The 17,846-nt window shown below is 69.7% G+C and carries 17 protein-coding genes; 8 read left to right on the forward strand and 9 right to left on the reverse strand.

Features of this window, described 5'->3' with window-relative positions; translation table 11 throughout:
* Window positions 1–9: 9 nt before the first annotated feature.
* The 3 genes from nrfD to C1I89_RS04280 form a co-directional block, all read right to left on the reverse strand.
* Entirely contained in the window at window positions 10–1,047 is a 1,038-nt protein-coding gene (nrfD, locus tag C1I89_RS04270; RefSeq protein ID WP_102771516.1) for an NrfD/PsrC family molybdoenzyme membrane anchor subunit, read from the reverse strand.
* Window positions 1,048–1,058: 11 nt separating this feature from the next.
* Complete coding sequence (gene dsrO, locus C1I89_RS04275) at window positions 1,059–1,826, reverse strand: sulfate reduction electron transfer complex DsrMKJOP subunit DsrO (RefSeq protein WP_102771517.1); 768 nt, start codon at window positions 1,824–1,826, stop codon at window positions 1,059–1,061.
* A 124-nt stretch (window positions 1,827–1,950) separates the two neighbouring features.
* Window positions 1,951–2,490 carry a DNA-deoxyinosine glycosylase gene (locus C1I89_RS04280; RefSeq protein WP_102771859.1) on the reverse strand — a complete coding sequence of 180 codons (540 nt, stop codon included), beginning with the start codon at window positions 2,488–2,490 and terminating at the stop codon, window positions 1,951–1,953.
* A gap of 156 nt (window positions 2,491–2,646) precedes the next feature.
* Here C1I89_RS04280 and C1I89_RS04285 point away from each other — a divergent pair, with 156 nt between their 5' ends.
* Complete coding sequence (locus tag C1I89_RS04285; protein WP_102771518.1) at window positions 2,647–3,510, forward strand: pirin family protein; 864 nt, start codon at window positions 2,647–2,649, stop codon at window positions 3,508–3,510.
* A 57-nt stretch (window positions 3,511–3,567) separates the two neighbouring features.
* Here C1I89_RS04285 and C1I89_RS04290 read toward each other — a convergent pair whose 3' ends face one another.
* The 3 genes from C1I89_RS04290 to C1I89_RS04300 are packed head-to-tail and all read right to left on the reverse strand — an operon-like array spanning window position 3,568 to window position 7,491.
* Window positions 3,568–4,560 (reverse strand): tripartite tricarboxylate transporter substrate binding protein, encoded by a 993-nt coding sequence (locus C1I89_RS04290; RefSeq protein WP_102771519.1) that lies wholly within the window; start codon window positions 4,558–4,560, stop codon window positions 3,568–3,570.
* A gap of 34 nt (window positions 4,561–4,594) precedes the next feature.
* Window positions 4,595–6,703, reverse strand: coding sequence for an acetate--CoA ligase family protein (locus tag C1I89_RS04295; RefSeq protein WP_102771520.1), 2,109 nt, complete (start codon window positions 6,701–6,703; stop codon window positions 4,595–4,597).
* Window positions 6,700–7,491 carry an enoyl-CoA hydratase/isomerase family protein gene (locus C1I89_RS04300; protein ID WP_102771521.1) on the reverse strand — a complete coding sequence of 264 codons (792 nt, stop codon included), beginning with the start codon at window positions 7,489–7,491 and terminating at the stop codon, window positions 6,700–6,702. Before C1I89_RS04300 ends, C1I89_RS04295 begins: the two co-directional genes overlap by 4 nt.
* A 124-nt stretch (window positions 7,492–7,615) precedes the next feature.
* Between C1I89_RS04300 and C1I89_RS04305 the strand changes: the two genes are divergently transcribed.
* The gene (locus C1I89_RS04305) at window positions 7,616–8,434 is read left to right on the forward strand and encodes an IclR family transcriptional regulator (RefSeq protein WP_102771522.1); all 819 of its coding nucleotides are present in this window, start codon (window positions 7,616–7,618) and stop codon (window positions 8,432–8,434) included.
* A 33-nt stretch (window positions 8,435–8,467) separates the two neighbouring features.
* Here C1I89_RS04305 and C1I89_RS04310 read toward each other — a convergent pair whose 3' ends face one another.
* Complete coding sequence (locus C1I89_RS04310; RefSeq protein WP_102771523.1) at window positions 8,468–9,361, reverse strand: LysR family transcriptional regulator; 894 nt, start codon at window positions 9,359–9,361, stop codon at window positions 8,468–8,470.
* A gap of 121 nt (window positions 9,362–9,482) precedes the next feature.
* Between C1I89_RS04310 and C1I89_RS04315 the strand changes: the two genes are divergently transcribed.
* The 3 genes from C1I89_RS04315 to C1I89_RS04325 are packed head-to-tail and all read left to right on the forward strand — an operon-like array spanning window position 9,483 to window position 12,016.
* The gene (locus C1I89_RS04315) at window positions 9,483–10,391 is read left to right on the forward strand and encodes an NAD(P)-dependent oxidoreductase (RefSeq protein WP_102771524.1); all 909 of its coding nucleotides are present in this window, start codon (window positions 9,483–9,485) and stop codon (window positions 10,389–10,391) included.
* Between the two features lie 42 nt (window positions 10,392–10,433).
* Window positions 10,434–11,402, forward strand: coding sequence for a Bug family tripartite tricarboxylate transporter substrate binding protein (locus C1I89_RS04320; RefSeq protein WP_246842398.1), 969 nt, complete (start codon window positions 10,434–10,436; stop codon window positions 11,400–11,402).
* Window positions 11,403–11,434: 32 nt separating this feature from the next.
* On the forward strand, window positions 11,435–12,016 hold the full coding sequence (locus tag C1I89_RS04325; protein WP_102771525.1) for an amino acid synthesis family protein: 582 nt from the start codon (window positions 11,435–11,437) through the stop codon (window positions 12,014–12,016).
* Window positions 12,017–12,052: 36 nt separating this feature from the next.
* Here the strand turns inward: C1I89_RS04325 and C1I89_RS04330 are convergent, their stop codons facing one another.
* Both C1I89_RS04330 and C1I89_RS04335 read right to left on the reverse strand, forming a co-directional pair.
* A complete protein-coding gene (locus tag C1I89_RS04330) occupies window positions 12,053–13,003 on the reverse strand; it encodes a Bug family tripartite tricarboxylate transporter substrate binding protein (RefSeq protein ID WP_102771526.1) in 951 nt (316 codons plus the stop codon).
* 131 nt (window positions 13,004–13,134) lie between these two features.
* Window positions 13,135–13,824 (reverse strand): FadR/GntR family transcriptional regulator, encoded by a 690-nt coding sequence (locus tag C1I89_RS04335; protein ID WP_102771527.1) that lies wholly within the window; start codon window positions 13,822–13,824, stop codon window positions 13,135–13,137.
* Between the two features lie 106 nt (window positions 13,825–13,930).
* Between C1I89_RS04335 and C1I89_RS04340 the strand changes: the two genes are divergently transcribed.
* The 3 genes from C1I89_RS04340 (at window position 13,931) to C1I89_RS04350 (ending at window position 17,844) form a co-directional block, all read left to right on the forward strand.
* Complete coding sequence (locus C1I89_RS04340; RefSeq protein ID WP_102771528.1) at window positions 13,931–15,502, forward strand: amidase; 1,572 nt, start codon at window positions 13,931–13,933, stop codon at window positions 15,500–15,502.
* A 156-nt stretch (window positions 15,503–15,658) separates the two neighbouring features.
* A complete protein-coding gene (locus C1I89_RS04345) occupies window positions 15,659–16,870 on the forward strand; it encodes an ABC transporter substrate-binding protein (protein WP_102771529.1) in 1,212 nt (403 codons plus the stop codon).
* 83 nt (window positions 16,871–16,953) lie between these two features.
* On the forward strand, window positions 16,954–17,844 hold the full coding sequence (locus C1I89_RS04350) for a branched-chain amino acid ABC transporter permease (protein WP_102771530.1): 891 nt from the start codon (window positions 16,954–16,956) through the stop codon (window positions 17,842–17,844).
* Window positions 17,845–17,846 lie beyond the last annotated feature (2 nt).

Below are 17,846 nucleotides of genomic sequence, written 5' to 3' on the forward strand. Positions count from 1 at the left end.
GTTCTTGCGTCAGGCCGATGCCGTGCCCGGCTTGCGCGCCGGGAACAGTTCCAGGGCCCAGGTCACGGCGGCGACCAGCGCCACGCACAGGCCCAGCACGCCCACCATGCCGAGCAGGCCATCGCTGCCCCAGGGCATGTCGTACAGATAGAGGCCGGCGCCATACTTCGGCACGCCCTGCACGCTCATGAACACGACCCAGCGGAATATCCAGGCGGCGGCCAGCATGGTCAGCGCCAGCGCGGCCGAGGGCAGCGGCTCGGCCAGCGTGCGGGCCGGGCGCTGCAGCAGCGCGATGATGCAGAAGGCCGTGATCACGGCGCCCGCCAGGCTGATGCGCCAGATGGGGAATTGCGCGAACAGGCGCAGGGCCGCGTCGAACGACGGGTCCAGCCCCAGCAGGCCCAGCAGCGCCCAGGCGCCGGCGCCCAGCGCCATCATCACCACGGCGGTCACGCTCAGGCGGCGCAGCATGTCCACCGGCAAGGCGCGCATGCCGCCGGGCAGCCAGCGGCCCATCAGGAACATGGCGCCCAGCGCGCCCAGCCAGGCGGTCAGCGCGAAGTTCACGGGCAGGAACACCGTATGCCACAGCGGCCGCGAACGCAGCACCATGACTTCGGCGCCGGTATAGACCAGGATGGACAGCGCCGACAGCGCCAGCAGCGCGGCCGTCGCGCGCAGCACGCCGACGCGGCCCCACCACCAGGCCGCGCTGAACAGCAGCGCCAGGCCCACGAAGGCCGGCAGCAGCAGCGCGCCCAGCCACATCCACGACCAGGGCGTGAGCTGGGTATAGAAATGCCAGAAGCGGCCCGGCTGGTGCAGGTCGGCCAGCAGCGACACGGGCGCGGCGATGGCGCTGACCAGCAGCACCGCCACCGCCGCCGGCAGCAGCCGGCGCGCGGAAGACCCCTCGCGCCCGAAGGCCGAGAAGGCGGCGGTCAGCGCCGTGGTGGCGCTGATGCCGATGAGGAAGAAGTACTGCACCGCCCAGGGCAGCCAGGCGGCGTCGTAGACCGGCGTGAGCAATTCGGAGATCTGCATGGATATCCCCTTCAATGGGCGCCGGCCAGCCGCACGCCGGCCTGGCCGTCGACCTGGTGGACGAACGCATCGGGCAGGCCGATGTAATAGACGTGGGGATCGGTCTTCATCTCGGGCTTGAGCACCTTGACCTCGTCCTTGTGCTCGGCCAGCAGCCGCGAAATCGCGCTATCCGGATCGTTCAGGTCGCCGATCACGCGGGCGCCGCCCACGCAGCTTTCCACGCAGGCCGGCAGCAGGCCGGCCTCCAGCCGGTGCTCGCAGAACGTGCACTTGTCCGCGGTCTGGGTTTCGTGGTTGATGAAGCGGGCGTCGTAAGGACAGGCCTGCACGCAATACGCGCAGCCGACGCAGCGCTCGTTGTCGACCAGCACGATGCCGTCCTCGCGCTGGAACGTGGCCTGCACCGGACAGACCGGCACGCAGGGCGGGTTGTCGCAGTGGTTGCACAGGCGCGGCAGCATCACCATCGCGGCCGGGCCGTCGTCGGGCTTGACCTCGTATTGCAGAACGGTGGTGCGGAACTGGCCGATGGGGGGCAGGTTCTCCATGGAACAGCTGACCGTACAGGATTGGCAGCCGATGCATTTGCGCATGTCCACCACCATGCCGTAGCGCTTGCCCGCCATGCCGGGGCGGCGCGGCGGCTGCCCGTTGAGGCCGGCGGCCTCGGCATGGATGGGAATGACGGTCGCCGCCGCCCCCAGCCCGAGTAGTCCTTTGAGGAAGCCACGTTTACCCGGCAAAGGCGTTTCCGGGGGGCTGGCGGGGGGATGCATACGGATTCTCCAAGCGCATAAGTGTTACGTGAATAAACTTATCACTCGGGGTTATATAGAGGCTTGATATGAATCAACGGGGGACGGATTAATCGCGAATCCGTCCCCAGAATGCCTCACCGGGTCAGTCCGCCGGCCTGAGCGCCCTGCTCCAGACGGCCAGTTTCTGCTCGAACGAGGCCGCGGCGTGGGCCGGGCTGGTCGAGGGCAGCGCGACGTATTCCAGCCCGGCGTCCAGACCCGGCAGGACGTGGCGCCGGTACAGCGCGGCGGCCTTGGCGCCGTTGAAGCAGACCCGCGCGATGCCCGGGTGCCGTTCCAGGAATGCGGCGAAATCGTTGGCCACCAGCGTATCGGCGCGGATGTCGGCGTCCAGGCTGCCCGGGCGTTCGCAGGCTTGCAGCACGTCCCATAAGGCGACCCCGCCCGCCTGCAGCGCGGCCAGCCGGGCCGCGTAGTCCAGCGCCGGATCGAAGCCGAAAACGCGGGCCGCGATGGGCCAGAAGGCGTTGCGCGGGTGCGCGTAATAGCGGGCCTGCCTGAGCGAGGCCACGCCGGGCATGGAGCCCAGCACCAGGACGCGCGCATCGGCGCGCGCCACCGGCGCGAAGCCCTGCACCCGGTCGTCATGCCCTGCCCGGGCCGGGTCTGTGGAACGTTGCATGGCCACAGAATACGCCAACGGCAAAATCCCGCGCCATCGTTCAGATTATGGAACAGTGCTTATCAATGGCAGGGACTACCGCCAGCGGCCTTGCGCCCTTATCTTCATAGACATGACGAACGGCCCCGATGGGGCCGCGCAACAGGAAATACGACCATGAAGAAGATCCTCGGTTTGCATGCCAGCCCCCGTCCCCACTGGGTGGGCGACGGCTTCCCGGTGCGCTCTATGTTCTCCTATAGCGACAAGGGCAAGAACACCAGCCCGTTCCTGCTGCTGGATTACGCCGGCCCGGCCCGCTTCGAGCCGGCCGACCAGCCGCGCGGCGTGGGCCAGCATCCGCATCGCGGCTTCGAAACCGTGACCATCGTCTACAGCGGCGAAGTCGAGCACCGCGATTCCACCGGCAAGGGCGGCGTCATCGGTCCCGGCGACGTGCAATGGATGACCGCCGCCTCGGGCATTCTGCACGAGGAATTCCATTCCCATGAATTCACCCGCAAGGGCGGAGAACTGGAAATGGTGCAGCTGTGGGTCAACCTGCCGGCCAAGGACAAGAAGGCCCCGGCGGGCTACCAGAGCATCCTCGACGCCGACATCCCGGCGGTGGCGCTGCCGGACGGCGCGGGCACGCTGCGCGTGATCGCGGGCGACTACGCGGGCCACGCGGGGCCGGCGCGCACCTTCACGCCCATGGACGTGTGGGACGTGCGCATGAGCGCCGGCAAGTCGGCGACCTTCCCGATCGCCGCCGGCCGCAACAGCATGCTGGTGATGCTGCGCGGCACGGTGCTGGTCAACGGCGAAACCGTCGCCCGCGACGCGCAGCTGGCGCTGTTCTCGCAGGACGGCGAGGACATCAGCATCGAGGCCAACAACGATGCGGTGTTCCTGATCCTCAGCGGCGAGCCCATCGACGAGCCGGTGGTCGGCTACGGCCCCTTCGTGATGAACTCCCAGGCCGAGATCGTCGAGGCCATCCAGGACTTCAACGCCGGGCGTTACGGCCAGATGCATTGAAGCGCCGGGGCCGGCGGCGGCCGGCCCCGCAACGGGTTTTCCGCCGGGCCGGCGCGCCTAGGGCTGCTCGGCGATTCCCGCCTGCTCCACGATCCTGGTCCAGCGCGCTTCCTCCTGCTTCACGTACGCGTCCAGCTCCTCGGGCGTTCCGACCTGGGCGGCCAGTCCTTCCAATTCCAGCGCCGCCTGGAACGCCTGGTCCGTCGAGACCTTCTTGATCGCGACGTTGAGGCGGTCGATGACGGGCCTGGGCGTGCCCTGGGGCACGAACACGCCATACCAGCTGTCGACGAAGTAGTCCGGCTCGCCGGACTCGGCCACGGTCGGCACGCCCGGATAGGCGGGCGAACGGTTCTTGGTCGTCACCGCCAGCGCGCGCAATTGCCGGTTCTTGACCTGGCCGCTGACGCTGGCCGAGGTCGAGAAGATCATGTCGATCTGGCCGCCGATCAGATCGTTGATGGCGGGTCCCGATCCCTTGTACGGCACGTGCAGGATGTCGGCCCTGCCCAGGCTCTTGAACAGCTCGCCCGCCAGGTGCGCGGAGGTGCCGTTGCCATAGGAGCCGAACGTCAGCTTGCCCGGATTGGCGCGGGCATAGGCCAGGATGTCCCGCACGCTGTTGAAGCGGGACTTGGCGGACACGACCAGGACGTTGGGCGATTTGCCTATCATCGCCACCGCCGCGAAGGCCTGGTCCGTGTCGTAGGGCAGCTTTTTCTGCATGGCCGGATTCACGGCGTGGGCGAAGGTCGCCATCAGCATGGTGTAGCCGTCCGCCGGGCTTTTGGCCACGTTTTCGGTGCCGATGATGGTGCTGCCGCCGGGCCGGTTCTCGACGATGACGGACTGCCCCAGTTCATCGGTCAGTCCCTTGGCCAACTGGCGCGCGACGATGTCGGTGCCGCCGCCCGGCGTGAACGGCACCACGATGCGCAGCGGCCGTTCCGGAAAAGCGGCCTGCGCCGGCGCCGCCGCCAGAACGCCCGCCGCCGCCGCCGCGGCGGCCAGAGCCCGGACGCATCGCGTCGATATGCTGCTGAAGTTCATTGTCGTCTCCTCGTGTTTTTTAACGCCCGTACGCTCAAGGCGCACGGGGATGGTCCAGCACCGCGACGCCGTCGGCCGCGCATACGCCCTGCCCCATGCGCCTGACGAACAGCGGATTGATCTCCGCCTCGGCCAGCCGGTCCTGCAATGCCTGCGCCATGCGGGCGAAGGCCAGCACGGCCTCGACCAGGGCCGGCACGTCGGCCCGCTCGCGGCCGCGATAGCCGTCCAGCAAGGGCCAGGTCTTCAGGCGCCGCAAGGCCGCCTCGACCTGCGCGGGCGTCAGCGCCGCGCCGTCTTCGGGCAGCAACAGCAGCGTGGTGTCGCGGATCAGTTCGGCGACGACGCCGCCCATGCCCAGCAGAATCGCCGCGCCCAGCGGGTCCTTGCGCAGCCCGACGATCACTTCGGCGGCCCCCGTCACCATCTCCTGGACCAGGAAGGCGTCGGGCCGGCGGCCCGTATGCCGCTGCACGTCATCGGCCATCCGCCGCAGGCGGGCCGCCACGTGTTCGGCCGGCACGCCGACCGCCACGCCGCCCACGTCGCTCTTGTGCGTGATCTCGCTGGACAGCAGCTTCAACACGACGCGGGGCCCGAGCTGCCGCGCCGCCTCGGCGGCCTGTTCCTCGGTATGCACCACGATTTCCCGGACGCCCGGAATCCCGAAGCGGGCGAACAGCGCCTTGGCCTGGGCTTCGTTCAGCTGTCCCTGCCCGGGGCAGTCCACCGGAGCGCGCGGCGCCGGCGCGACGGCTTCGGCCTGCGCCGGCAGGCCGCGCGGGCGCGCCTGCCACATGGCCGACAAGGCGGCGCTGACGCTCTCGGGCGTATGGAAGGCCGGGATGCCGTAGCGGCCCAGCGTCTCGGCAGCCTGCGGCGCGTGCGGGCTGATGTAGGCCAGCAGCGGCTTGTCCGAAAGCGCCAGCGTGTCCTTCAGCGCGCCGGCCATCAGTTCGGGCCGGGCCACGCCGGACGAACCCACGATGACCACCATCGCGTCGTACTGGTCGCTCTCCTGCACGATGCGGATGGCGCCGCGCAGCAGTTCGGGCTGCAGGCCCGCCAGCGTCACGTCGATGGGATTGCGGTCCAGCGCCGCATGGTCGCCGGTCTGCAGCGCCCGCAAGGCCGCGCCGCAGCGCGCATCGGGCGCGGGCAGCGCGAAGCCCGCCACGCCCAGGCTGTCGGCCACCAGGGTGCCCGCGCCGCCGGTCGAGGTCAGGATGGCGACCCGGCGCCCGCCCAGCGGACGTCCGCTGGCCAGGGCCAGGGGAATGTCCAGCAGATCGGAAAACGTCTGCGCGCGGATGATGCCGGTTTCTTCGAACAGCGCGCCGTACATGGCGTCGGCGCCGGCCAGCGCGCCCGTGTGCGAGGCCGCGGCCTGCGCGCCCGAGTCGGAGCGGCCGATCTTGAACGCCACCACGGGCTTGCCCGCGCGGGCGGCCTTGCGCGCCGCCGCGCGGAACGTCCGGGGATTGCGGATGCTCTCGACGTAGAGCGCGATCACGCGGGTCGCGGGGTCGTCGGCCAGCGCGTCGACGAAATCCGCCAGGTCCAGGTCGACCTCGTTGCTGGTGGAAATCAGCTTGGAAAACCCGATGCCGCGCGCCGTGGCCCGCGACAGCAGCGCGCCCAGGATGCCGCCGCTTTGCGACACCAGGCCGATGCCGCCGCTGACCAGGCCGTCCATCTCCAATGCGCCGCTGGCCGACAGCACGATGCGGTCGGTCAGGTTGACCAGGCCGATCGTGTTCGGCCCGAGTATGCGCATGGCGCCCGCCGCCTCGCGCAGCTCGCGCTGGCGGCGCGCGCCCGCCTCGCCGGTTTCCGAATAGCCGCTGGCCAGCACGATGGCCGCGCCCGCGCCGATATCGGCCAGCTCGCGCACGGCCTGCTGCGTGCGATCGGCGCCCAGCAGCACGATGGCCACGTCCGGCGCCTGCGGCAGCGAACGCACGTCCGGATAGCAGGCCAGCCCGTCGATCTCGGACGCTTTGGGATTCACGGGGTAGATGGCTCCCTGGAAACCGTGCTTGCGCAGGTACGCCACCGGCCGGCCCGAGGTCTTGGCGGGATCGGCCGAAGCGCCCACCACCGCCACGCTGCGCGGACGCAGCAGTTTCTCCAGCGCGCTCATTTGGACTGCCTCGCGGCCAGGAACGCGGCCACCGACTCGCGGTGCTCGGCGCTGGTGTAGCAGATGCCCTGCGCCTGGCTGCCCATGGCGAAGACCTGGTCGGCCGTCAATTCGGAACTCTGGTCCAGGATGGACTTGCTCAATGCCAGCGCGGTGGCCGAGCCCCGCGCGAGTTCGGCGGCCCAGGCCTGGGCGGCGCCCAGCTCCTCGCCCGCGGGCGCGAGCCGGTCGGCGATGCCCAGCCGCAGCGCTTCGTCGGCCTGCACCTTGCGGCCGGAATAGATCAGCTCCTTGGCGCGCGCCAGGCCCACGCGGCGAGGCAGGAAATACATGCCGCCGCCGTCGGGAATCAGGCCGCGGGCGATGTAGCTCCAGGTGAAGGTCGCGGCTTCGGAAGCCACGATGAAATCGCAGCTCAGGGCCGTGTCCGCGCCCAGCCCGGCGGCCGCGCCATTGACCGCCGCGATCGTCGGCTTGGGCATGCGGAACAGCAGGTTGACCGCATGATGCACGCGCTGCTGCCGCGACCAGCCGTTGAACCCGACCTCGCCGGCGGGCGCCTCCATGCGGCGCTGCATCCCGGCTATGTCGCCGCCGGCGCAGAAGCCCTTGCCCGCGCCGGTCAGCACCAGCGCGCGGACGGCGCGGTCCTGCGCCACCGCCTCCAGCGCGTGTATCAGTTCGGCGCGCATGGCGTCGCTGATCGCGTTGCGCTTGTCCGGCCGGTTCAGCGTCAGCGTCGCCACGCCGTCCTGCGATTGAAGTCCGATGTATTCGTACCCGCCCATCTCCACGCTCCGTCTTAGGGGTCTGGCCGGCGCGCTCCGTTGCCGGACCCCGCGCTGGCTATGACGACACAGTAGGCGCTACAGTTGCCGAATACACGCAGCTATTTCCATAGAGTGGAATTGCATGAACGCTCGTCCCCTTCCCGATTCTTCGCCCGCGGCGCGCCGGCGCTTCGATGGCGTCAGCCAGAACCGCTCGCTGGAGCGCGGCCTGGAAATCCTGCGGGCGTTCAAGCCCGGCACCGATCTGCTGGGCAACGGCGAGCTGGCCGAACGCACCGGACTGTCGGCCGCCACGGTCAGCCGGCTGACGCAGACGCTGGTCACCAGCGGCTTCCTGGCGCATGACCGCCGCGCCCGCGCCTACCGGCTGGCCGCCCCCGTACTCAGCCTGGGGCATGCGATGCGCGCGGCGTCTCCGGTGCTCAAGGCGGCCACGCCGCTGATGCGCGAGGCCTCGAACAAGCTGCGCGTGAACATCGGCCTGGCCAGCGCCGACCGCGCCGAGATGGTCTACCTGGAATCCATCCGCTACAACCGCAAGGCGTCGCTGCGCACCATCGTGGCCGGCCAGCGCGTGCCCATCGAGCTGACTTCGCTGGGACGGGCCTATCTGGCCACCCTGGACGAGGCCGCCCGCGACGCCTTGCTCGCCGGCATCATGCGCGGCTATCGCAGCGCGTCCTGGAAACCGGTCATCGCCGACATCGGGAAAGCCATCGCTAAGGTCGCCAGCGCCGGCTATTGCCTGGCCTCGTGGCAGCCGGGCGTCGTCGCCATGTCCACGCCGCTGGCGCTGCCGGCGGGCGCGACGCTGGCCTTGAACCTCAGCCTGATCACCGACGAAACCCAGGCCTGGGTCGAACGGCGGCACGGCCCGGCGCTGCTGGCCTTGAAGCGCAAGATCCTGCATGAACTGGAGGCGCAGGAACCGGGACGATGAACCGGCCCGCCATCGCCTGCGCGCGGCAGGACGCTAGAGCGAGGCGCGCGCGTGTTCCTTGATCAGGCGCACGAACCGCTGCACGTGCCGGCTGGGACGCTCGAAGCGCGAGCGCACCAGGCTCAGCGACAGCGGAATCGATTCGCGCAGCGGCCGCGTCACCACGCCCGGCCAGCCCTGCTCGCCGACCGAGAACTGGTCCACGATCGCCACGCCCGCGCCGGCCCGCACCAGGGCGCAGGCCAGTTCCGCGCGCACGATGTCCACCGCCGCGCTCCAGCTGACGTTGGCGCGCTGGAACGCGGCCGCCACCAGTTGCCCGAAGGGGATGTTGCGGCTGTAGAGGATCAGCCGGTATCGCGCCAGCTCCGCCAGGCCCACCGCTGGCTGCGAAGCCAGCGGATGGCCTTGCGGCAGGATGCAGACCATTTCGCCGGTGGCCAGGGGCTCGACCACCAGGTTGGGATGGTCGATGGGCAGCACCGACACCGCCAGCTCGGCCTTGCGCCCCAGCAGTTCGTGCGCCATGTCCGCCAGCAGCGTGGTGTGGAACTTGAGCCTGACGCCGGGATACAGCTCCAGGTATTGCGCGATCACAGGCGGCACGAAGTTCAGCGCCAGGCTGGGGCTGGAGCACAGCGTCAATGCGCCCTGCGGGCGCTCGGCCAGGTCGCGCGCCAGCTCGTCGACGCGCAGCGCTTCCTCGAATAGCGGCCCCACTTCCTGGAACAGGCGGTGGGCCTCGGGGGTGGGCGTGAGTTTGCCCTTGTCGCGCTCGAACAATTGCAGCCCCAGGCTCAGTTCGGTATGGGCGATGAGGCGGCTGACGGCCGGCTGCGACACGAACAGCAGCCTGGCCGCCCCGTTCATGGAGCCGGTCAGCATGACCGCGCGGAACACTTCCATCTGCCTGAGCTTGAAACGCATGATCCGATAATCGTTTGTTATATCCCCTGCCGAACTTAGCATAACCGGGAAATGCGGGCGTTCATTAGCATTCCAGGAAGCGCCTGGGGCACTTTCCAGGCCGGTTCGATAAAGGGAATGCATGACACTCAAGATAGGATTCGTCGGCCTGGGCATGATGGGCCTGCCCATGCTGGAAAACCTGGCGCGCGGCGAAGAGAACTTCGAGATCCTGGCCCATGACCGCGACCCCGCGCGGCTGGAACGCCTGGCGCAGCATCCGGCCTGGAACAGGACGCTGCGGCCGGCCGCCGACCTGCGGGCGCTGGCCGGCTGCGACGTGGTCATCACCATGCTGCCGGACAGCGCCGTGACCAACGCCGTCATCGAGGGCGAGCACGGATTGGCCGGCGTGATGCGCGCCGGTTCGGTGCTGCTGGACATGGGTTCGTCCAACCCCGCCGAGACGCTGCGGCTGGCGCCGCTGCTGCGCGAGGCCGGCGTGACGCTGATCGACGCGCCGGTGTCGGGCGCGGTGGCCAAGGCCGCCAACGGCACGCTGGCCATCATGATAGGCGCCGACGCCGATGGCCTGGAGCGCGTGCGGCCGGTGCTCGCGCGCATGGGCGCCTCGCTCATCCACACCGGCAAGGTGGGCTCGGCCCACGCCATGAAGGCGCTCAACAACTACGTCTACGCGGCCGGCCTGCTGGCGGCCAGCGAGGCGCTGACGATCGCGCGCCGCATGGACCTGGACCTGGACGTGTTCACCGAAGTGCTCAACGCCTCCAGCGGCCGCAACGTGGCCACCGAGACCAAGCTGCGCCAGTTCATCGTGCCGGGCACGTACAACGGCGGCTTCGCGCTGGCGCTGATGGCCAAGGACCTGCGCACCGCCGACTCGCTGCAGGCGCTGGCCGGCGTTTCCGCCTCGCAGCTGTCGCTGTGCACGGCGCTGTGGCAGCGCGCCCTGGAGGCCATGCCGGCCGGCGTGGACAACACCGAGATCCATCGTTACCTGGAACGCCTGAACGCTTGCGCGCCGGACTGAACGCGCCGGCCCAAACCATAACGACATCCACAGGAGACAGACATGAAACCATCCGCCGCCGCGCTCGGGCTGGCGCTCGGCCTGGGCGCGGCCCTGCTGGCCGCCGCCGCGCACGCCGCCTATCCCGACCGCCCCATCCGCATGGTCGTGCCCTTTCCGCCCGGCAGCATCACCGACGTGGTGGCCCGCAGCCTGGGCAAGGCCATGGCCGACGACCTCGGCCAGCCGGTGGTGGTGGAGAACAAGCCCGGCGCCAACGGCATCATCGGCACGCACGACGTGGCCAAGGCCAAGCCCGACGGCTACACCCTGGTCGTGGTGGGCGTCTCCACCGCGGCCAGCGGCGTGAGCCTGTTCAAGGACCTGCCCTACGATCCCGCCGCCGACCTGGCTCCCATCGGCGCGGTGGCCGAGACCCCTTACCTGCTGGTGGGTTCGCCGCGCATGCCGGGCACCAAGGTGTCCGACCTGTACGCCTACGGCGCCCGGCATCCGGGCAAGCTGACCTATGCCTATGGCTCGGGCAGCGCGCAGGTGTTCGGCGCCAAGCTGGCGGCCATGGGCAACATCGACGTCACGCCGGTGCCGTACCGCGGCGGCCCCCAGGCGCTTACCGACGTCATCGGCGGCACCGTGGACCTGACCTTCACCGACCTGGCCAACGGCCTGCAGCAGGCGCGCGCCGGCAAGGTCAAGCCCTACGGCGTCAGCACGCCCGAGCGCTTCGCGCTGGCGCCGGACATCCCCACGCTGAACGAAACCGGCGCGCCCGGCTTCGACCTGACGGTGTGGTTCGGCCTCATGGGTCCGGCCGGCCTGCCCGCGCCGGTGCTCGACCGCCTGTCGCAATCGCTGGGCCAGGCGCTGGCCAACGAGGAACTGAAGCAGACCTACGCGCGCCAGGGCCTGACCGTCAAGCGGCAAAGCCCCGCCGAGTTCGGCGGCTTCGTGCGCGCCGAAATCGGCAAATGGGCCGCCATCGTCAAGGAAACCGGCATTCCGCCGCAATGACCCCGTCTTTCGACTTTTCCAGGAACACTTCCATGTCGCTGATCGATATCCGCAAACGCTGCCTCATCGTCGAGACCACGCTCCATGAAAACGGCCCGCCGCCCGCGCAGCCGCTCAAGCTCGCCGCGTCCTGCGCCGTCATCCGCAATCCCTACGCCGGCCGCTACGAGCCGGACCTCATGCCCTTCATGGCCGAGCTGCGCAGCCTGGGCACGCTGCTGGCGACCGAACTGGTGGAGACGCTGGGCGGCAAGGACAGGATCGAGGTCTACAGCAAGGCCGCCATCGTGGGCCTGGATGGCGAAATGGAACACGGCGCGGTCTGGCACGAAGCCGGCGGCTGGGCCATGCGCAGCGTGCTGGGCGAGCCCAAGGCCATGGTCCCGGCGGTCAAGGCCGTAGCCGTGGCCGGCTACCGCATGATGGTGCCGGTGCACTACATCCACGCCTCTTACGTGCGCAGCCATTTCAACAGCATCGAAATCGGCATCCAGGACGCGCCGCGCGCCAACGAGATCCTGTTCGCGCTGGTCATGGGCACGGGCGGGCGCGTGCATTCGCGGCTGGGCGGGCTGACCAAAGAAGCCGTCAAGGTGCACGACGGCCAGCGTTGAAGCCGGCGGCCACGCCCGCGGGCGTGGCCGGGGCGCTTACTGCTGCGGCACCTTCGCCTTGACGACGATGCGCTTCCACAGCGCGATCTCGTTTTCCTGGAAGGTGCGCATCTGCTGCGGACCGCCCGTCATGGGCGTGGCGCCCAGGCGTTCGTAGAAGCGCCGGGTCTCGTCCATTTTCGAGATTTGGGTGAACAGCTCCGCCAGCCTGGCGGTCTGCCCGGGCGGCGTCTTGGCGCTGACCATCGCGCCCACCCAGGTGTAGGCCTCGAAGCCCGGCAGCCCCGCTTCGCTTGCGGTCGGCACGTCGGGCGAGGTCGACACGCGCTTGTCCGACGCGACGGCGACGGCCTTGACCCGTCCGTCCTTGGCCAGCTCCTGCACCGCCGTCACTTCGGCGAAGGTGTAGTCCACCGTGCCCGAGGCCACGGCGGTGATGGCGTCGGCCGCGCCCTTGAACGGCACGTGCACGGCCTGGATGCCGGCGCTGTCGTTGAGCAGCTCGCCCATCAACTGGTAGCCGGCCGAGCCGGCGCCGAAGTTCACCTTGCCCGTATTGGCCTTGGCGTAGGCGATCAAGCCTTTCAGGTCGGCGTACGTCGCCTGCGGCTTGACGGCCAGCATGGCCGGCGAGCGCATCATCATGGTCAGCGGCGAGAAGTCGGCCACCGGGTCGTAGGGCAGCTGCTTGAACAGCGCGGCGTTCACGGCCAGCGTGGAATTGCTGCCGATGAAGATGGTGTAGCCGTCGGCCGGCGCGGCCAGCACGTTCTTGACCGCGATGAAGCCGTTGGCCCCGGGGCGGTTCTCGACCACCACGGGCTGGCCGGTCAACTCCTGCAGCTGGCGCGCGAAATAGCGCGCCGAGGTGTCGGTTCCGCTGCCGGGACCGAACGGCACCACGAATTTCAGCGGACGGGAAGGAAAGGTCTCGGCGTGCGCCGCGGGCAGCGCGGCCAGCAGGCAGCCGCCGATGGCGGCCGCCATCAATTGTCTTCTGTAGGTTCGCACCTGTGTCTCCTGGTCTGGTCTAGTTCTGACCTGACTCTAGAGGGCCGGCGCGCTTCGTGTCCAATATTAAGAATTTGCCTGCTGATATCGACTGCGTATCAAGGGGTTCAAGCGCCGGGGATCGTCAGCGACAGCCCGGCGCGGTCGGCCACGTTGCAGATATGGGCCCGCATCGCGCGGCGCGCGGCCTCGGGCGAGCCGGTGGCCAGCGCCTGGATGATCTCGGCGTGTTCGCGTATCGGCTCGCGCACGCGGGCCGGGTCGGCGAAGGCGACCTGGCGGCTGCCGTCGACCACGTCGGCGATGCTTTCGGCCAGGTCCAGCAGCATGGGGCTGCCGGCGATCTCGAACAGGCAGGCATGGAAGGCATGGTCGCCCTCGGACATCGTGACCAGGTCGCCGGCGTCGGCGGCCTGCTCCATCTGCGCGATGGTGGCGTGCAGGCGGCCCAGCCCGGCCTGGGTGACCACGCTGGCGGCCAGCCCCGCGGCCAGTTCTTCGAGCTGGTTGCGCACCAGGTAGACGTCGCGCAGCGCGTAGCGCCCCTGGAAGCGCCAGCGCCCGTAGGCGCTGCCCAGGCCTTTTTCGCCGGGCCGGGCGATGAAGACGCCGCGGCCGGCTTCGCTGCGCAGCAGGCCCAGGCCTTCCAGCATGGTGATGGCCTCGCGCAGCGAGGCGCGGCTCACGGCCAGCGACTCGGCCAGCTGGCGCTGGCCCGGCAGCTTGCCGGCCGCCGCCCATTCGCCGGCGCGGATGCGGGCCTGCAGCTGCTGGGCTATGTGTTCAACGGTATTCATCGCGGCGTCCCTCGGTGCGCAGGCCGGCGCGTAGCGTCGTTGACAGCCCATACCTGCCTCGGCATTATGACACCCAACTGGTCTGACCGGTAAGGACAAGCACGACATGACCGATCTGTACGAAAGATTCTCGCGCGCCGTCGACGCCCTGGCGCGGCTGGGCGACTACCCTTATGGCGAACGGCGCCAGGCCTGGCTCGACCGCCTGCGCGTCAACCTGCCGGAACTGGAGGCGCTGGACGCGCTGGCCCCGGAGACCGAGCTGGGCTATCTGGCGCCGCCGCCGGCCGCGCCCGGCGACAAGCTGCCGGCGGCCCAGGCCGGCCGCGGCATCGCCGTCTCGCGCCATGCGCCCGGCATCGCGGCCATTGCACGCGAAGCGCGCGACGCGCCCGAGCGCGCGGCCGAACCGGCCAAGGCCGCGCTGGCCGCGGCCCGCCAGCAGGCCGGCCTGAACGCCTTCATCACGCTGTCGGACACGCCGGCGCTGGATGGCGCGGCCGCCGCCGCGGCGCGCAAGCTGCGGGAAGGCGCCGCCATGCCGCTGATGGGCGTGCCCTTCGCGGTCAAGGACCTGATGCAGGTGGCCGGCTTCTCGCAGACCAACGGCAGCGGCGGGCTCAAGCCTCCGCCCGCGCTGCGCGACGCGCTGGCCGTGGCGCGGCTGCGCGAGGCCGGCGCGCTGGTGGTGGGCACCACCAACCTGCACGAACTGGCCTACGGCATCACCAGCGAGAATCCGCATTACGGCTGGGTCGGCAACCCGCGGGCGGCCGGCTACACGGCGGGCGGCTCCAGCGGCGGCTCGGCCGCGGCGGTGGCCGCCGGCATCGTGCGCCTGGCCATCGGCACCGACACCGCCGGCTCGATCCGCATCCCGGCCGCGTGCTGCGGCGTGGTCGGATTCAAGCCCACTTTCGACGCGATTTCGCGCGACGGCGCGCAGGCGCTGGGCGCCAGCCTGGACCACATCGGCCCGATCGCCGCCAGCGTGGCCGACGCCGCGCTGGCCTACTCCATCATGGCCGGCCAGGCCGAACGCACCGTCAGCGTCGGCGCGCTGCGCGGGCTGCGCGTGGGCGTGCCGCGCAATTACTTCTACGCGCCGCTGGCCGAGGACGTGGCCCACGCCGTGGACCAGGCGCTGGCCCGCATGCAGGCCGACGGCGCGGTGCTGGTGCCGATCGACCTGCCCGGCGTCGAACACAGCGCCGCGCTGCAGTTCGCCACGCTGTGCAGCGAGGCCACCGACATCCATTGGCGCCGCCTGGTCGACCAGCCCGAGACCCTGGGCGCCGACGTGCGCGTACGGCTGGAGATCGGCCAGTTCTTTCCCGCCACCTGGTACGCCCGGGCGCAGCGCGGCCGCGCCGTGCTGGCGCATAGGTTCGAGCAGGCGATGCAGGCGGTGGACGTGCTGGTCACGCCCACCCTGCGCATCGAGCCGCCGCGCTCGGGCGGCGGCGCGGTCGAGATCGGCGGCCAGGAGGTGCCGCTGCACACCGCCGTCACCGGCCTGACCATGCCCTTCAACCTGACCGGCATGCCCGCGCTGACGCTGCCTTGCGGCAGCGGCGCCAACGGCCTGCCCATCGGCTTGCAGATCGCGGGCGCGCGCGGCGCCGACTGGCGCGTGCTCAATGCCGCGGCGCGGGTGGAGGCGCTGCTGGCTGCCTGAACGCGGCGCGGCCGGGCGGCCGCGCATGCTGGTAAACACTAACTGGTCAGACCAGTCCGACAGGATTAAAAAACAAACGACGTTCCCGACCGCCGATCCCGTGCGTTTCGCGCGCACGCCGGCACCGCCGCAGCGCCTTCGCCTAAGGAAACCACGATGAAACTGCTTCGCTTCGCCGCAGCCGTATCCGCGGTCGTACTTGCCTCCTCCTCCGCCCTCGCCGCCGACCCCATCGTCATCGGCGTCAGCATCGCGCAATCCCCGCCCGGCTCGGTGGTGCAAGGCACCCAGGTCAAGGACGGCGTCGAGATCATCACCAAGATGATCAACGACAAGGGCGGCGTGCTGGGCCGGCCGCTGAAGATCGTCTACGAAGACAACCAGGGCATCCCTGAAAAAGGCCGCGCCGCGGCCGAGAAACTCATCTCCCGCGACAAGGTCGTGGCCGTGACCGGCGGCCACCAGAGCTCGGTCTGCCTGGCGGAAATCGAAGTGGCCCACCGCTACAAGGTGCCCTACGTCAATACCAACTGCTGGTCCGACGACGTGCGCGCCAAGGGCTACCCCGAGGTATTCAACCCGGCCAACTACAACACACGCGTCTCCAGCGCCATGGCCGACACCATCGCCGCGCTCAAGGTCAAGAGCGTGGTCGCCTTCGCCGAGAACACCGACTACGGCATCGGCCAGGCCAAGCTGCTGGGCGAATTCCTCAAGAAGGCCGCGCCCCAGACGCAATACAAGTACGTGGCGCTGGACCGCGCCGGCAAGGACTTCACGCCCGCGGTGCTGCCGCTGCGCGCCAGCCCGCCGGAACTGGTGGTCAACATCATGCTGCCGCCGGCCGCCTACATCCTCATGAACCAGCTGTACGAACAGGGCGTGGCGCCCAGCGCCCACACCTGGTTCTACGACGGCGCCGGCATCGCCGACTACCCCGACTTCTGGAACAACGTGAAGGAAGCCGGCAAGTACATGCTGGCCTTCGGCCTGTACCACCCGCAGATGCCCATGCCGCAGCTCGGCCTGGACGTGGGCGCCGCCTACCAGAAGCAGGCCAAGACCGAACCCAACCGCCTGATCTTCCAGGCCGCGGACTCGGTGCTGCTGATCGCCCGCGCCATCGAAGAGGCCAAGTCCACCGACAGCGCCGCCATCATCAAGACCCTGCAAGGCATGCAGTTCGAAGGCGTGCGCGGCAAGTTCGGCTTTTCGCAGCAGCCCGGCTACAGCTTCCAGCAATGGGTCGACATCCCGTACGTCACCTATCAGCTGACCGAGGTCGGACAGCCGCTGAGCAAGACCACGCTGATCCAGGCTTCGGGCCAACCGCTGCAGATCGACAAGGCCGTCAAACCGGAAAAATGACTGCCCCCCGTGGAGGCGTTTTACGCCTCCACTCCTGAACCGCTATGCGCGCCGGAAAATTCCCCGGCGCCGGGGAGCATCGAGTGCTGGCACTGGACCTGTTCGTCAACGGCCTGATCATCGGCCTGTACTACGCGCTGATGGCGGTCGGCCTGACCATGATCTTCGGCATCCTGAAGGTCGTGAACTTCGCCCACGGCGAGTTCTACATGATCGGCGCCTATACCTATACCCTGGTGTCGCTGGCGCTGGGCGTGCCGCCCTGGCTGGCGCTGCCGGTGGCCGCGGCCGCCGGCGCGCTGCTGGGCTGGGCCACCGAACGCTGGCTGATGCGCCCGCTCTACGCCGGCTACGGCTCCTGGGGCCTGATGAAGGACGAGTACGCGGTGGTGGTCACCTTCGGCCTGTCGCTGCTGCTGATCAATCTGGTGGACAAAGTCGTGGGCCCCTACCCCATGCGCGGGCCGGCGCTGTCGGACGTGACGCGCATGGCCGTCGGCCCCTTCATGATGAGCGGCCAGAAGCTGATCACGGCCGGGCTTTCCATCGTGCTGCTGGTCGGGCTGGCGCTGTTCATCAAGCGCTCGCTGTGGGGCCGGCAGGTCCAGGCGGTGGCGCAGAACCGGCTGGGCGCCTCCATCGCCGGCATCGACACCGCGCGCGCCAGCAGCATCATCTTCATGGCCTCGGGCGTGCTCGCCGCGCTGGCCGGGGCGCTGCTGGCGCCGGTCATCAATCCGGCGCCGGACGTGGGCGCGTTCCCCGCCATCAAGTCCTACGTCATCGTGGTGATCGGCGGCATGGGCTCGATTCCCGGCAGCATCCTGGCGGCGCTGGCCCTGGGCGTGCTGGAGAGCTTCGGCGCGGTCTATCTGTCCTACGACTACCGCGACACCTTCGGGCTGGCGCTGCTGATCCTGATCCTGCTGTTCCGGCCGCGCGGCCTGTTCGGCGAACGCGCGCGGGAGGTCTGAAC

This window comes from Achromobacter pulmonis, from assembly GCF_002885955.2.
Lineage (GTDB): Bacteria > Pseudomonadota > Gammaproteobacteria > Burkholderiales > Burkholderiaceae_B > Achromobacter > Achromobacter pulmonis_A.

Bases quoted from the DNA above. Each gene is read 5' to 3' on its own strand.
- nrfD (WP_102771516.1), bottom strand. From the start codon at position 1,047: ATGCAGATCTCCGAATTGCTCACGCCGGTCTACGACGCCGCCTGGCTG.
- dsrO (WP_102771517.1), bottom strand. From the start codon at position 1,826: ATGCATCCCCCCGCCAGCCCCCCGGAAACGCCTTTGCCGGGTAAACGT.
- C1I89_RS04280 (WP_102771859.1), bottom strand. From the start codon at position 2,490: ATGCAACGTTCCACAGACCCGGCCCGGGCAGGGCATGACGACCGGGTG.
- C1I89_RS04285 (WP_102771518.1), top strand. From the start codon at position 2,647: ATGAAGAAGATCCTCGGTTTGCATGCCAGCCCCCGTCCCCACTGGGTG.
- C1I89_RS04290 (WP_102771519.1), bottom strand. From the start codon at position 4,560: ATGAACTTCAGCAGCATATCGACGCGATGCGTCCGGGCTCTGGCCGCC.
- C1I89_RS04295 (WP_102771520.1), bottom strand. From the start codon at position 6,703: ATGAGCGCGCTGGAGAAACTGCTGCGTCCGCGCAGCGTGGCGGTGGTG.
- C1I89_RS04300 (WP_102771521.1), bottom strand. From the start codon at position 7,491: ATGGGCGGGTACGAATACATCGGACTTCAATCGCAGGACGGCGTGGCG.
- C1I89_RS04305 (WP_102771522.1), top strand. From the start codon at position 7,616: ATGAACGCTCGTCCCCTTCCCGATTCTTCGCCCGCGGCGCGCCGGCGC.
- C1I89_RS04310 (WP_102771523.1), bottom strand. From the start codon at position 9,361: ATGCGTTTCAAGCTCAGGCAGATGGAAGTGTTCCGCGCGGTCATGCTG.
- C1I89_RS04315 (WP_102771524.1), top strand. From the start codon at position 9,483: ATGACACTCAAGATAGGATTCGTCGGCCTGGGCATGATGGGCCTGCCC.
- C1I89_RS04320 (WP_246842398.1), top strand. From the start codon at position 10,434: ATGAAACCATCCGCCGCCGCGCTCGGGCTGGCGCTCGGCCTGGGCGCG.
- C1I89_RS04325 (WP_102771525.1), top strand. From the start codon at position 11,435: ATGTCGCTGATCGATATCCGCAAACGCTGCCTCATCGTCGAGACCACG.
- C1I89_RS04330 (WP_102771526.1), bottom strand. From the start codon at position 13,003: ATGGCGGCCGCCATCGGCGGCTGCCTGCTGGCCGCGCTGCCCGCGGCG.
- C1I89_RS04335 (WP_102771527.1), bottom strand. From the start codon at position 13,824: ATGAATACCGTTGAACACATAGCCCAGCAGCTGCAGGCCCGCATCCGC.
- C1I89_RS04340 (WP_102771528.1), top strand. From the start codon at position 13,931: ATGACCGATCTGTACGAAAGATTCTCGCGCGCCGTCGACGCCCTGGCG.
- C1I89_RS04345 (WP_102771529.1), top strand. From the start codon at position 15,659: ATGAAACTGCTTCGCTTCGCCGCAGCCGTATCCGCGGTCGTACTTGCC.